Annotated in this window: 12 protein-coding genes; 5 read left to right on the top strand and 7 right to left on the bottom strand. The window is 71.6% G+C overall.

Features of this window, described 5'->3' with window-relative positions:
• Positions 1–39: 39 nt before the first annotated feature.
• The 3 genes from ACIBCJ_RS31815 to ACIBCJ_RS31805 are packed head-to-tail and all read right to left on the bottom strand — an operon-like array spanning position 40 to position 2,458.
• A complete protein-coding gene (locus tag ACIBCJ_RS31815; RefSeq protein ID WP_365981256.1) occupies positions 40–372 on the bottom strand; it encodes an STAS domain-containing protein in 333 nt (110 codons plus the stop codon).
• Positions 369–1,655 (bottom strand): SpoIIE family protein phosphatase, encoded by a 1,287-nt coding sequence (locus tag ACIBCJ_RS31810; RefSeq protein ID WP_365981257.1) that lies wholly within the window; start codon positions 1,653–1,655, stop codon positions 369–371. The genes ACIBCJ_RS31815 and ACIBCJ_RS31810 overlap by 4 nt, the downstream gene beginning before the upstream one ends.
• Positions 1,655–2,458, bottom strand: a complete 804-nt coding sequence (locus tag ACIBCJ_RS31805; protein ID WP_362103303.1) for an alpha/beta hydrolase — start codon at positions 2,456–2,458, stop codon at positions 1,655–1,657. The genes ACIBCJ_RS31810 and ACIBCJ_RS31805 overlap by 1 nt, the downstream gene beginning before the upstream one ends.
• A 221-nt stretch (positions 2,459–2,679) precedes the next feature.
• Between ACIBCJ_RS31805 and ACIBCJ_RS31800 the strand changes: the two genes are divergently transcribed.
• The 4 genes from ACIBCJ_RS31800 (at position 2,680) to ACIBCJ_RS31785 (ending at position 9,562) form a co-directional block, all read left to right on the top strand.
• Positions 2,680–4,425 carry a SpoIIE family protein phosphatase gene (locus ACIBCJ_RS31800; protein WP_365981258.1) on the top strand — a complete coding sequence of 582 codons (1,746 nt, stop codon included), beginning with the start codon at positions 2,680–2,682 and terminating at the stop codon, positions 4,423–4,425.
• A gap of 171 nt (positions 4,426–4,596) precedes the next feature.
• Complete coding sequence (locus ACIBCJ_RS31795; protein WP_399283982.1) at positions 4,597–8,763, top strand: SpoIIE family protein phosphatase; 4,167 nt, start codon at positions 4,597–4,599, stop codon at positions 8,761–8,763.
• Complete coding sequence (locus ACIBCJ_RS31790) at positions 8,763–9,077, top strand: STAS domain-containing protein (protein ID WP_362103301.1); 315 nt, start codon at positions 8,763–8,765, stop codon at positions 9,075–9,077. Before ACIBCJ_RS31795 ends, ACIBCJ_RS31790 begins: the two co-directional genes overlap by 1 nt.
• A gap of 125 nt (positions 9,078–9,202) precedes the next feature.
• A complete protein-coding gene (locus ACIBCJ_RS31785) occupies positions 9,203–9,562 on the top strand; it encodes an STAS domain-containing protein (RefSeq protein ID WP_362103300.1) in 360 nt (119 codons plus the stop codon).
• Positions 9,563–9,604: 42 nt separating this feature from the next.
• On the opposite strand, the gene ACIBCJ_RS31780 is transcribed toward ACIBCJ_RS31785, so the two are convergent.
• The 3 genes from ACIBCJ_RS31780 to ACIBCJ_RS31770 all read right to left on the bottom strand — a co-directional run bounded on the left by ACIBCJ_RS31780 (position 9,605) and on the right by ACIBCJ_RS31770 (position 12,431).
• A complete protein-coding gene (locus ACIBCJ_RS31780; protein ID WP_362512414.1) occupies positions 9,605–10,822 on the bottom strand; it encodes a phospholipase D-like domain-containing protein in 1,218 nt (405 codons plus the stop codon).
• Between the two features lie 152 nt (positions 10,823–10,974).
• Positions 10,975–11,820, bottom strand: a complete 846-nt coding sequence (locus ACIBCJ_RS31775; RefSeq protein WP_365981314.1) for an RNA polymerase sigma factor SigF — start codon at positions 11,818–11,820, stop codon at positions 10,975–10,977.
• Between the two features lie 134 nt (positions 11,821–11,954).
• Positions 11,955–12,431, bottom strand: a complete 477-nt coding sequence (locus ACIBCJ_RS31770) for an ATP-binding protein (protein ID WP_365981315.1) — start codon at positions 12,429–12,431, stop codon at positions 11,955–11,957.
• 241 nt (positions 12,432–12,672) lie between these two features.
• Between ACIBCJ_RS31770 and ACIBCJ_RS31765 the strand changes: the two genes are divergently transcribed.
• Complete coding sequence (locus ACIBCJ_RS31765) at positions 12,673–13,098, top strand: DUF6003 family protein (protein WP_362105775.1); 426 nt, start codon at positions 12,673–12,675, stop codon at positions 13,096–13,098.
• Positions 13,099–13,251: 153 nt separating this feature from the next.
• Here the strand turns inward: ACIBCJ_RS31765 and ACIBCJ_RS31760 are convergent, their stop codons facing one another.
• Positions 13,252–14,064, bottom strand: a complete 813-nt coding sequence (locus ACIBCJ_RS31760) for an alpha/beta fold hydrolase (protein WP_365981259.1) — start codon at positions 14,062–14,064, stop codon at positions 13,252–13,254.
• Between the last annotated feature and the right edge of the window lies 1 nt (position 14,065).

Raw genomic sequence — 14,065 nt, 5'->3', positions numbered from 1 at the left:
CGCTCCCGTCACGGGGCGCCACGCCCTGGCCGGCCCGGGTCACATGGCGGCGGCGCTGCCGGGGTCGATGGGGAAGATCTGATCCAGTCCGACGATGCGCAGCACGCGCATGAGGTGGTCGGGCACGTCGGCGAGCGCGACCTCTGCCTGGGCGGCCAGTGCGTGGTTGCGGGCGACGATCAGCGCGGTGATGCCGCTGGAGTCGCAGAACGTCACTCCCCCCAGGTCCAGGACCAGGCGACTGCCCTGCCGCAGGGCGAGCGACGAGAGCACTCCGCGCAGTCGGCCGGCGGTGTCGTAGTCGAGGTCGCCGAGCAGTTCCAGAACAGGCCCGGGGGCGGCCTCTCGCGTGATGATCTCCAGCTGGCTCATGCGGCGTCGCCACCCTCGTGGCCTGCGGCGGGGACACCGAGGGCGAGCAGGGCCGTGTCGTCGTCGAGACCGTCCCCGAAGCCGTCCAGCAGGTCGGTCAGGGCCTTGATCACGGCGCGCGGCGACTCACCGGCGTGGCCGGCGGCGAAGTCGAGCAGGGCCTCCTCGCCGTACAGGCTGGTGCGGTCCTCACCGGTCCGCGCCTCGGTCAGGCCGTCGGTGTACAGCAGGAGTGTGTCCCCGGGGCCGAGGACGGTGGCGGCGGCGGTGAAGGAAGCGGTGGGCAGGACGCCGACGAGCAGCCCGCCCGGCGTCGGCAGGAACTCGGCCGTGCCGCCCGCACGGAGGACCAGGGCGGAGGGGTGTCCGCCGGAAGCCAGGCGGACGGTGACCGTGCCGGCCTCCGGGTCCGGCTCCAGGAGACCGAAGATGACCGTGCAGTAGCGCGGGTCCCCACCGTTGTACCGCTCGTTGAGCACCTTGTTGAGGGTGGTCAGGGCGGCGACGGGATCCGGATCGTGCAGGGCGGCCGCACGCAGGGTGTAGCGGGTCAGCGAGGTGACCGCCGCGGCCTGGGGTCCCTTCCCGCACACGTCGCCGAGGAAGAAGGCGAAGCTCTCGCCGTCGCTCGGAAAGAGGTCGTAGAAGTCGCCTCCGAGGCGATCGGGCGAGGCCGTGCGGTAGTGCACCGCCGACTCCATCCCCGGTACGGACGGCAGACTGGCGGGCAGCAGTGACTGCTGGAGCACGGCCAGGGCGTCCTGGAGCCGGGCCCGGTCGGCCTCTGCCTGCTCACGCGCCTCTTCCGCCGCCTTCCGGGCCCGCAGCAGTTCCTCTTCGTAGGCCCGGCGGTCCCGCGCGTCGAACACGGTGGTCCGGATCAGCAGGGGCTCGCCGGTCGTGCCGCGCTTGACCACGGAGGAGACGAGCACGGGTATGCGGCTGCCGTCGGCCCCCTTCACGTCCAGGGCGATACCGCCGATCTCGCCCTGCATCCGCAGCAGCGGCGCGAAGTGCGTCTCGTGGTAGAGCTTGCCGCCCACGGTCAGCAGGTCGGTGAAACGCATCCGTCCCACCACACTCTGCCGCTCCAGGCCCAGCCAGCCCAGCAGCGTGCTGTTGATCTTGGCGATCGTGCCGTCCATCAGAGTGGACAGGTACCCACAGGGCGCGCTCTCGTAGAGGTCGTCGGCGCTGTCCTCCAGCAGCGAGGCGAAGACCTCTCCCGACGTCCCTCCGCTGTCGGATTCGAAGGGGTCGGGTTGCTGCCCCGTACGGCACATCACTGCACACGCGCCAGGAAGTCGAGGATCGCGGCATTGGTGGCCTCCGGCGCGGACAGCTGGGGGCAGTGTCCCGTGGCGTCCAGCGTGACCAGGGACGAGCCCCGGACGGCACCGTGCACGAAGGCACCCACCTCCCGCGGCGCGATGACGTCCTGCGTGCACTCCAGCACCAGGGTGGGGACGCTCACGCCCTTCAGGTCGTCGCGCGAATCCGACATGAACGTGGTCCGGGCGAAGACGCGTGCCATGTCCGGGTCGGTGGCGCAGAAGCTGTTCTTCAGCTCTTCGCCCAGCTCCGGCCGGTCGGCGTTGCCCATGATGACCGGCGCCATCGTCGCCGACCACCCCAGGTAGTTCGACTCCAGGGAGGCCAGCAGCTCCTCGATGTCCTCGGCGCTGAACCCGCCCCGGTAGCCCTCGTCGTCGATGTAGCGCGGGGACGGCGCCACCATGACCAGGGCACCGATCCGCGTCGGGGCCAGTCCGGCCGCCATCACACCGATCATCGCGCTCACCGAGTGGCCCACGAACACCGCGTCGCGCAGGTCCAGTGCTTCACAGACCTCTACCACGTCACGGGCGTACCCCTCCAGGGACGAGTAGCGGTCCGCCGTGAACGCGGACAGGTCGGAGCGGCCCGACCCCACGTAGTCGAACAGGACCACCCGGTAGTCCTCGACGAGGGCCGGCACGGTCAACCGCCACATGTTCTGGTCACAGCCGAACCCGTGCGCCAGCACCACCGTGCGCCCGAGCGGGTTGCCGGTGACCCTGACGTTGTTCCTGCGCTCGATGTTCATCACTCCACTGTCGCAGGTCGCGGCGACCGCACGCCAAGGAGGGCGGATCATCTCCCGTCCTGCCCACCTTCTTCACACCAGGCGCATGGACAGAGAAGTGCGGACAACGTTGACGGACCGGTGCCGCCGCAAGCCTCGTGGTGCCGGAGGCCGCCTCCGGAGCGCGACTCGCTCCCCGGCGCCTGTTGCGACGGCACCTCATGCCCTGACAGCATGCCGTCATGGACGGTCCTCGGCGGCGCGACGGCCGGACGCAAGACGACTCCACCGTGCCCACGAACCGGCCGCGGTCCGATGCCCTGCTCCGCATCCCGCTGGACGCCATGAGGGCGTCGGCCATCGTGCTGGACGACGACGGCGTCATCGTCGCGGCCAATGACGTGGCTCTCGGGATGCTGGGCAGGAGCCTGGTGGAACTGGTCGGGGAGGACTTCCACGACCTGCTGCACCGGGACGACCACGGACACACCATGCCCCGCACCCGCTGCCCGCTGAGGAAGGCGCTTCTCGAAGGCTGCACCGAGCACGGCGACTCCGGGCGGTTCGCCCTCGGGGACGGCTCCCTCGCCCCGCTCTCCTGGTTCGTCACCCCCTTCGCGCTCGACGCCGGGGCACCGGGCGGGCTCGTGCTCCTGTACGAGAAGGCCAAGGTGGAACTCGCCAAGAACGGCGAAGAGGCCTCCGCCCCCCTGACGGAACTCGAGCGGCTGGCCCTGCTGGCGGAGACGACCACGCGGCTCACGTCGACGCTGGACGTGGACGAGGCGCTGCACCGGCTGGTGGCCCTGACGGTCCCCCGACTGGCGGACTGGGCGGTGTTCGACCTGCTCACCGAACGTGACGAGGTGACGCGCACGCTGGTGATGGAGCACAAGGACGGCGTCCTGATCGCACGGGAGGATCTGCAGGGCCCCATGCCGCCGGTCCCGGAAGAGTCCCCGATGCCGCTGTCCAGGGCTCTGCGCGGCGCCGCCTCCTCTCTCGCCGGTCCCTCCACCTACCAGGGCGAGCCCGACTCGGGGATCGCCGTCGAACAGCGCCGCCTCTTCACCGCGACGGGCATGCACTCGGCGATCATCGCACCCATCCGGGGTCTGCGGGACGTACTCGGCGCCCTGACCCTGGGCCGCTCCCAGCGCCCCGTCCCGTTCACCGCGGCGGACCTGCCGCTGCTGGAGGACCTGACCCGCCGCACGGGTCTCGCCCTGGACAACGCCCGCCTGTACCAGCGCCAGCGCAAGGTCGCCGAGACCATGCAGCGCCATCTGCTGCCCCAGCTCCCCAGCGTGCCCGGGCTCGAGATGATGACCAGGTACCTGCCCGCGCCGCACGCCTCGTCCGTGGGCGGAGACTGGTACGACGCCTTCGCCCTGTCCCCCGGCGCCCACGCGCTGGCCATCGGTGACGTCGTCGGCCACGACCTCGACGCCGCGGCCGGCATGGCGCAGGTACGCAACATGCTGCGGGCCTTCGCCTGGTCCCAGCCGTCCGCCGACCCCAGTGCCGTGGTCAAACAGCTCGACGAGGCAGTGATGCACATCGTCGAGGTCCCCATGGTGACGATGATCCTCGGCAGGATCTCGCGCGGTGAGGACGGTCTGTGGCTCCTGCGGTGGACCAACGCGGGCCATCCGCCGCCCCTGCTCGTCACCCATGACGGCCAGGCCCGCTATCTGGACGACGCCCACGGCATCCTCCTCGGCACCGGGGCGGACCGACCGCGCCCCGACATGGTCACCGTCCTGCCGCCCCGGGCGACGCTGCTGCTGTACACCGACGGCCTCGTCGAGTCTCCGCACCGTTCCATCGACCGCGGGCTGGACCGGCTGCGCCGGCACGCGGCGTCCCTCGCCCGCCGTCCGCTCCCCCGGTTCTGCGACGCCCTGCTGCACGAGGTGCGGCCCGACGACAACGACGACGACGTCGCCATGCTCGCCCTGCGCACACCGCCCCGGTCCCGGGAGTGACGCCCGCGGCGCCGGACGGGGGCGGGAAGACGACGGCCCGGTCGATGGCGGACAGCCGTCGTCGCGGTCTGCGACGATGGCCTCGTCTCCGTCATCGCCGTGACCGATGGGGTGGAAGCCTGGAGTCGCACCGCGGTGCGGGACGGCCGGACATGGATGGGAGGGTGTCGCGTGGCACGACCCGAGGGCACTGAGCACGAGACCGCGACAGCGGCCGGGGACGCCGTGTTCGGGGCGGACCCGGAGGTGGGCCGCGACCTCGCGGCGGTGGCCTGGGCGTCCACGCCGCTGGGGCCGCCGTCCGGCTGGCCGCAGAGTCTGCGGACCGCGGTCAGCATCCTGCTGTCGTCACGCTTCGCGATGTGGATGGCGTGGGGACCGGACCTGACGTTCTTCTGCAACGCCGCCTACCGTCGTGACACGCTCGGCCAGAAGTACCCCTGGGCGCTGGGCCGGCCGGCGAGCGAGGTCTGGGCGGAGATCTGGCACGACATCGGCCCGCGGATCGACACCGTGCTCAGCAGCGGCTCGGCCACCTGGGACGAGGCGCTGCTCCTGTTCCTGGAGCGTTCCGGCTACCCGGAGGAGAGCTACCACACGTTCTCCTACAGCCCGCTGCGCGACGACGACGGCGCGGTGGTCGGCATGCTGTGCGTGGTCAGCGAGGAGACGGAGCGGGTTCTCGGCGAGCGCCGCATGGCGACGCTGCGCGACCTCGGTTCCGAACCGAACCTGGTCCGCACGGAGGACGAGATGCTGGCCTTCGCGGCCCGGCAGCTCGACCGCAACCGGCGGGATCTGCCCTTCACCCTGACCTACCTCTTCGAGGACGGCGCGGTGGCCAGGCGGGTGGCCACCACCGGCGTCACCGGAACGCATCCCGCCGCTCCCGCCTGGCTGGACGTCGCCGATTCCGACGCCGTGTGGCCCGCGGCGAGCCTGGCCCGTGCCGAGTCCGTGGTGGTCGAGCTGGACGGAGCCCCCTTTTCCGACCTGCCGTGCGGTGACTGGGAGGGGCCGCCCACGCAGGCCCTCGTCGTCCCGCTGCTGCGGCAGGGAGACATGCCGTACGGCTTCCTGGTGGCGGGTCTGAACCGGTACCGCGCACTGGACGACCACTACCGCGCGTTCATCGCCCTGGCCGCCGGGCACCTCGCCACCGGCATCGCCTCCGCCCGAAGTTATCGGGCGCAGCTCAGGCGCGCGGAGGAGCTGGCCGAGCTGGACCGGGCCAAGACCACGTTCTTCTCCAACATCAGTCACGAGTTCCGCACCCCGCTGACCCTGATCATGGGACCCGCGGAGGAACTGCGGGGACGGCTGGCGCACGCCGACGCCCGTCTCCGGGAGGAGGTGGAGGTGATCCACCGCAACGGTTTGCGGCTGGGCAAGCTGGTCAACACGCTGCTGGACTTCTCCCGGATCGAGGCGGGCCGGATGCAGGCCGCCTACGAGCCGGTCGATCTGGCCGCGGCCACCACCGAGCTGGCCAGTCTCTTCCGGTCCGCGTTCGACCGGGCCGGCCTCGCCTTCCACGTCGACTGCGCGCCCCTGCCCGAACCGGTGTACATCGACCGCGGCATGTGGGAGAAGGTGGTGCTGAACCTCCTCAGCAACGCGCTGAAGTTCACTTTCGACGGCTCCGTGCGTGTCGGCGTCGGGGAGGAGGACGGCCAGGCGGTCGTCACGGTGGCCGACACCGGGATCGGGGTACCGGAAGCCGAACTGCCGCGGCTGTTCGAGCGGTTCCACCGGATCGAGAAGGTGCGGTCGCGGTCCAACGAAGGCAGCGGCATCGGCCTGGCACTGGTGTGGGAGCTGGTCTCGCTGCACGGTGGCACGATCACCGCCCACAGCACCGAGGGCGAGGGCACCCGCTTCCTCGTCCGCCTTCCCTTCGGCACCGCCCACCTCCCGGCGGAGTCGATCGTCACCGGGGCGGCCGGCACCAGGGTGTCCGGCGCGGCGGATCCGTACCTGGAGGAGGCGCTGCGCTGGCTGCCCGCGCAAGCCCCTGGGGCCCCGTCCGAGACGTACCCGGCCGCTGCGACCGGGGCCGGCACCTCCCAGGTGTCGCCGGCCGCACCGGCGCGCGTGCTGGTGGCCGACGACAACGCCGACATGCGGCAGTACCTCGCCCGGCTGCTGACCGCCGACGGGTACCGGGTCGAGGCGGTGACCGACGGTGGTGAGGCGCTGGACACCGTCCGCTCGGACGCACCCGACCTGGTCATCAGCGACGTGATGATGCCGCGTCTGGACGGTCTGCAACTCGTGAGCGCGCTGCGCACCGACCCGCGCACCGCGTCGGTCCCGGTGATGCTCCTGTCCGCGCGGGCCGGGCAGGAGGACTCCGTCGAAGGGCTGCACGCCGGTGCCGACGACTACCTGGTCAAGCCGTTCGCCGCAGCCGAGCTGCTGGCCCGGGTCCGGGCCACCATCGAACTGGCGCGGCTGCGCGGGCACCAGGCGCGCTGGCGCACCGCGCTCGTGGAATCGCTCCAGGAGGCGTTCTTCGTCTGTGACGAGGACGGCGCCGTCATCGAGATCAACACGGCGTTCACGGACATCATCGGCTACGGCCCCGACGGCCTGCCCTACCCGCCGTCCCACCCGTGGTGGCCGGACGCCGCGACCGACCCCGAGGCACACCGGCTGGTCGGCGAAGCCTTCGGGCGGCTCATGGGCACCTCACGGGGCACGTACACGATCCCGGTCACCCATCGGGACGGGCACCGTCTGTGGGTCACCGCCACCTTCGCCCAGGCGCAGGATCCCGACACGGGGCGCTCCGTCGTCGTGGGGACCTTCCGTGACGTGACGGCCGAGCACTACGCGGTGCAGCGCGAGACGGCGGTGGCCGCGCTGAGCACCGGCCTGTCCCGGGCCACCAGCCTGTCCGAGGCGCTGACCGCCGCCCTGGACGAGCTGAGGACCCTGTGGCGCGCCGAGTGCGCGGCGGCCGCGGTCTTCGGCCACGGCGACGCTCCCTCGCTCACCGCCACCGACGGTTCGTCGTGGGAAGAGCTGAGCGCCGAGCGCCGCGTGTGGCTGGCCGAGTTGTGTACGGGAGCCCTGCTGAGCCCGACGACCGACGGCACCGGGGCCGGCATCCTCCTGGAGCATCCCGAAGGCACGATGGCCCTCTGGATCGACCTGGGCGGCAGCCGGTCGTTCACCGACGAGGACCGGTTGCTGCTGACCCTGCTGGCCGGTCACCTCTCCCAGGGGCTGACGCGGGCCCACCAGATCGACCAGCAGCGCGAGACGGCCATCACCCTGCAGCGCTCCTTCCTTGGGCCCTCCCGGCTGCCGGACGGATTCGCCGTCCGGTACGAGCCGGCGACCCGGCCCCTCGAAGTGGGTGGTGACTGGTACGACACCGTGTCCCTGCCCGACGGCCGGATCGGCATCGTGGTCGGCGACTGCGTCGGACGCGGTCTGCAGGCGGCAGCGGTCATGGGGCAGCTGCGCAGCGCCTGCCGGGCCCTGCTGCTGCAGGACGCGAGTCCCGGGCGGACCCTGGCAGCGCTGGACACGTTCGCCGCGGGCATCTCCGGCGCGCCGTGCACCACTGTCTTCTGCGGGGTCCTCGATCCGCAGAGCGGGCATCTGGTCTACTCGAGCGCCGGTCATCCGCCCGGCATACTCGCCCGTGCCGACGGCACCACCGTGCTCCTGGAGGGAGGCCGTTCCACTCCGCTGGCCGTCCGCCCGGGCAGGGCCCGGCCGGAGGGCGAGTGCACCGTACCCGCCCGCGCCACCCTGCTGCTGTACACGGACGGCCTCGTCGAGCGACGCCGCCACGCCCTGACCGAGGGCATCGAGCAGGCCTGCGAAGCCGTCCGGGAAGGACGGGGAACCGCCGTCGACGGTCTCGCCGCCCACCTGATGTACCGGCTGGCGCCCGAAGACGGGTTCGACGACGACGTGGCCCTGCTCCTGTACCGCCATCCCGCTCCGCTGGAGCTGTCCTTCCCTGCCGAGTCGTCCCGGCTGGCCCCCGTCCGCCACGCCTTGCGCACCTGGCTCGGCCGGTGCGACCTGCCGCCCCGCACGGTGCAGAACGTCCTGGTCGCGGTCGGAGAGGCGTGCGCCAACGCCATCGAGCACGGCCACCGCGACGCCCCCGGCGAGACCATCCACCTCCGGGCCGAGGCCCTCGTCGACGACCTGCGCCTGACCGTCGCCGACAGCGGCCACTGGAAGACCCCCCGTCCGGAGGACAACGCGCACCGCGGCCGCGGGATCAAGCTGATGCGCGCCCTGATGCACCATGTCACCATCACTCCCGGCCCGTCCGGCACCGTCGTCGACATGCACACGAGGATCGCCTGATGACCACTCCGCTCTCCATCACCTCCGGCCGGTACTCGGACGGCCGTCCCCGGCTGACCGCCGCCGGTGAGATCGACATGAGCAACAGTGGGGTCCTCGCCAGGGCACTGGACGAGACACCGGGACCGGTCGTGGTCGACCTGACCGAGGTCGAGTACCTGGACAGTGCGGGGCTGAGCGTGCTGTTCGCCCACGCGGCCCGCCTCGAACTGATCGCGCCCCCGTTGCTGGAACCGGTCCTGACGGTCTCGGGGCTCGGCGACATGGCCACGGTCCGCGGCCCGGAACCCGGCGGCTCTCCCTCCCCCGGTTGAGCCGCTCGGCCGCCGTCCGTCGACGGCACCGGAGGTTTCCGGCAGGTCATCGGTATGCTGCCCGAATAGCAGTTCGTCAGGGCCACCACGTTCGTGCCCCCAGGAAACAGGATCCAGGAGACCCGGTGACCGACTCCGACCACCTCTTGACCGTCACCCCGCACCAGACGCCCGGGGGGCCGTACGTGCTGAAGGTGTCGGGTGAGTTGGACCACCACACCGCCCACTACCTGAACCGCGCCGTGAAGGACGCGCCGTTCGACGAGAACGGTGTGGTCCTCGACCTGGCCGGTCTGACCTACTGCGACTCCACCGGCATCACGGCTCTCCTCACCGCCTACCAGCGGTCGCAGGCGACGGCCGCGCCACTCAGTCTGGCGGGCGTGGGACCGGACCAGATGCGCATCTTCCAAGTGGTGGGGCTGGACCAGGTCTTCACCTTCCACGACAGCGCCGAAGCCGCCATCTCCTCCCTGGGGCGCTGACCCGCTCGACGCCCCAGGTGGCGGACTGCCGCGGGAGCGCCCTTACAGGAACCGGCGGATGGGCTGGACGGCGGCCTCACGAACGCGCTGCACCGTAGGCCGCCGTCTCCAACGGCCCCGCTCTATCGGCTCGCTGACCGCCAGGTCGGCCTCGAAGTGCCGGTCCAGGGTGGCCGTGAACTCCGCGTCGAGCACGGCGAGCATGACTTCCTCGTCGTGGTCGAGGGAGCGCCGGTTGAAGTTGGTCGAACCGACCAGGGCAGCCGTACGGTCGACGGTCATCACCTTGGCGTGCATCATCGTCGGCTGGTAGTGGTGGATCTTGACCCCGCAGGCCAGCAGTGCCTCGTAGTGGTGCTGCCCCGCCAGCTGGCAGACGCGCTTGTCCGTGTGCGGGCCGGGCAGCAGGATCTCCACCTCGACCCCGCGCCGCGCGGCGGCGCACAGGAGTTCGACGAAGTAGGCGTCCGGGGAGAAGTAGGCGGTTGCCAGCCGGAAGCGCTCCTCGGCCGACTCGATCATGACCCGGACGAGTGTCTGCATGTCCTGCCAGCCGAAACTCGCCGATCCGCGCACGACCTGGACCACCGCGTCGCCCTGGGGGCGGTGGCCGGTGAACCGGTCGCGTGCGTCGAAGAGTTCGTCGTGGCACTCGGCCCAGTTCTGTGCGAAGGCGGCCGCGACACCGTCGACGGCCGGGCCGCGGACCTCCACGTGGGTGTCCCGCCACTCCTGCGGGTTGCGCGCGTCGCCGCACCACTCCTCCGCGATGCCGACACCGCCGGTGAAGGCCACCTGCTCGTCGACGACCAGGACCTTGCGGTGGCAGCGATGGTTCTGCTTGAAGGGCGACAGGTGCGCCGGTTTGCGGAACCAGGACACCAGGACGCCCGCCCGGTCCATCTCCGCCAGCAGGTCGCTGTCGATGAGCCTGCTGCCGAAGCCGTCCAGCAGCAGGCGTACCCGCACCCCCGCTCGCGCGCGCTCCGCCAGTGCGTGGGCGAAGTCGCGGGCGATGTCGCCCTTCCAGTACACGAACGTCATCATGTCCACGGTGTGCTCGGCGGACCGGATGGCGTCGAGCATGGCCGGGAAGATCTCGTCCCCGTTGCGCAGGGCGGACAGGGCGTTCCCCTCGGTCGCCGCGATACCGATCAGACGCTCCAGCCGGCGCCGTATGCGTACGGCGCGCTCGTCCGGGTGTCCGTGGTCGTCCGCGGAGGCAACCGAGGCCGACGACGCCTCCTGGACAGTCGTCATTGCACTTCCCTTTCTTACGTGGGCATGCGCATACGCATGCGCGATCGTGGGGTGACAGCAGTGAGCGGGGCGGAGTCGGCCCGGTCCGTTCGGGCCGGCCCGCCGGACGCGCGGCGGTCCCGTCGGAGGGCCCGCGGCCCCGGCCGGGGGCGTCAGCCCTCGGTGAGCATGCCTTCCCGCAGGCGGGTCAGCAGCCGCGAGATCAGGCGGGAGACGTGCATCTGGGAGACGCCGAGGCGCTCGCCGATGTCCTTCTGGGTGAGTTCTTCGACGAACCGCCAGTGGATGATCTGCCGGTCGCGCTCGTCCAGCTCGGCGATCATGGGGGCCAGGGCGTGGAAGTCGTCCACCAGGGCCAGCGCGGTGTCCTCGGTGCCGATGAAGTCGGCCAGGGCCGACTCGCCGTCCTCGCTGCCGTTGATGGCCGCGTCCAGGGAGGCGGAGTTGTAGCCGTTGGCCGCCAGCCGGGCCTCGACGACCTCGTCCTCCGGCAGGCTCATCAGCTCGGACAGCTCGCGGGTGGTGGGGGTGCGGCCCAGGCGGGTGCGCAGCTCCTCGGTGGCCCGGGCCAGCTGGACGCGGGCCTCCTGCAGCCGCCGGGGCACGTGCACCGCCCAGGAGGTGTCCCGGAAGAACCGCTTGATCTCACCGACGATGTAGGGCACCGCGAAGGAGGTGAACTCGACCTCGCGGGACAGCTCGAACCGGTCGATGGCCTTGATCAGACCGATCATGCCGACCTGGACGATGTCCTCCATCTCCTCCGGGCCGCGGCTGCGGAACCGGCCGGCTGCGAAGCGGACCAGGGACATGTTCATCTCGATCAGCGTGTTGCGCGCGTACTGGTACTCGGGCGTGCCCTCCTCCAGCACCGTCAGCTGCTCGAAGAACAGCTTCGACAACTCCCGCGCGTCCTTGGGCGCCACCTTGGACGGGTCCGCGATCTCCGGCACCGCCGTAGTGGCGTGCTCGGTGGCCCGTGCGGTCGTCGTCGTCATCATGTGCCCTCCCGGTGAAACCCACCCCGCGGTATGCCGGCCCACGCCGACGAACCTCGTCTGCTCCGTTCGGGGCCGTTCATTCCTCCTTTCCGTCATCGGGAGGACTGACGGTTCCCCGCCGGGCCGAAGCCCTACCCCAGGCGGCGCGCTGGGACGACGTCGTGGGGGTCGTCTTCCAGGGAGAGGCGAACGATGATCCGTTTGCCGACCGGTTCCCGTCGCGCCTCGAAGCCCTGGGCGACCGCCATCACGATCTCGAGACCGTGCTGTCCCACCCGGCCGGCGTCCGCGGCACGAGCGATCGGCAGTTCCGGTCCTGAGTCCCACACCGCGACCTCCACGGTGCCACCGTGCAGGTGCAGATCCATCAGCGCGGGGCCGGGGGCGTACTTGCAGGCATTGGTGACGAGCTCGCTGACCACCAGCCGGGTCAGATCCCAGGCGCGCTGCGAGACGAACACGCCGTGCTCGGTCCGCGCCCGGGCGAGGAAGGTGTCGGCCGCCCGACGAGCCTCGGCGATGCCGGCGGTCCCCTCCAGGGCCACGCTCGTACGCAGGGAGCCGCGCTCCGGTGCTGTGCCGCCCTGCGCCGCCGGAGCGGGCTCCATCACGACGGCCGTCATTCGTTCCCCAGTCACATCGACAGCCTTTACCCCCGCATCCACGCGGTACACCTGGCCGATGACCGGGACGGTTGCCCGGCGCCACGACGGCACGGCGCGACCGGGGCTCCGTCCCGGGCCGGGGTGCGACGCCGGTGTCCGGCGTGTGCGAGCCGGTGAGACCGCCGGCAGGGGGTAGAGGTGTGGCCGTCAGGACACCACCCCCTACTCCCGTGAGGAACCGAGGATGACCGACGACGCCTACCTTGTGCTGCTGAACGGCACGGCTTCGACGCTCGGCGTGCCCCTGGCGGCGATGGCGGACATCGCCTGCCTGGACACGCCCGCGGTGCGCGGGTGGCTGGACGCGCAGGGGGTGACGGTGTCGTCCCCGGGTCTTCGTCTCCTGCCTCCCGAGGAGACCTCGGCCATCCCCGAGGGGGCCGAACGGCTCCCGGTCCCCCTCGGTGACGAGGAGCTGAGCCGGGTCCGCCGGCACGCCGCTCCCCAGGACGTCGCGGCTCTGGAGGAGGAGTTGCTGGCCTACCGCTCCCGCGTCGAGGGGCGGGAGGCACTGCTCGTCCGCGCCCTGGCGGCCGGCGTGCCCGCCCACCGCGTCGCGGAACTGACCGGGGAGGACCTGACCGCCGTGAAGGCGATCGCACTGCGCTAGGTTCCGTCCGGCGGGTCATGTGCCCTTCCCGCCGGTCACTCGTCGACTCGGTCAGGGCGGGGGCTGAGGCATCGCGAGCGGTCCTCACCGGAGCCGTACGTGCCGGGGCCGTCCCCTCTCGGGGCGGCCACACGGGCTGTCTCGTCTCCGAGGTCAGCCGCGGTCCGTGACCGTGTCCAGGAAGTCGAGCAGGGCCGCGTTGAACGCGGCGGGCTGCTCCGCGCCGGGGAGGTGGCCGGCCTTCTCGATCACCGTCAGGACGGCGTGCGGGACCAGCGTGCGGATCGCCTCCGCCTCGGAGACCGGGGTGTACACGTCGTCGGCACCGACCAGGATCAGGACCGGCTCGTCCACGTCGGTCAGCACCGGCCGGTAGTCGGGCCGTTCGGCCCGTCCGCGCAGGGTCGCCGCGGCGCCCTCGGGGTCGGTGGCGCGCATCATCCGGAGCACCCGCTCTGCGACCTCCGGCAGCGCGGCCACGTTGTACGGCGCGAGCATCTTGTCGATCACCTCGGCCGCGTAACCGCCCATCCCCTCGGCGATCAGCCGGTCGGCCATCCGGTTGCGGACCTTCTTCCCCTCCTCGGTCTCGGCGGGGGCGGAGGTGTCGGAGAGGACCAGGGCGAGCACCCGCCCCGGGTGCCGCAGACGGAACTCCATGCTGATCTGGCCGCCCAGGGAGACCCCGCCGACCACGGCCCGGTCGATCCCCAACTCGTCGAGCAGCGCGGCGAGATCGTCCGCGAAGTCGGCGAGGAGCACCTTGCCCGGAGTGACCCCGCTGCCGCCGTAACCGCGCAGATCGGGGGTGATCACCCGGTACCCGGCGTCGGCCAGTGCGTCGGCCTGCGGTGCCCAGAGGGTGCGGTCGAAGGGGTGGCCGTGGATCAGGAGCACCGGCAGGCCGCCTCTGGGCCCGGAGTCGTCGTAGCGGACGGTGATGCCGCGCAGGGTGGTGGAGTGCATG

Source organism: Streptomyces sp. NPDC051136 (genome assembly GCF_044455745.1).
In the GTDB taxonomy this organism is placed as follows: Bacteria; Actinomycetota; Actinomycetes; order Streptomycetales; family Streptomycetaceae; genus Streptomyces.
Note: the sequence above shows the minus strand (reverse complement) of the source record. Positions and strands in the feature narration are given on the sequence as shown.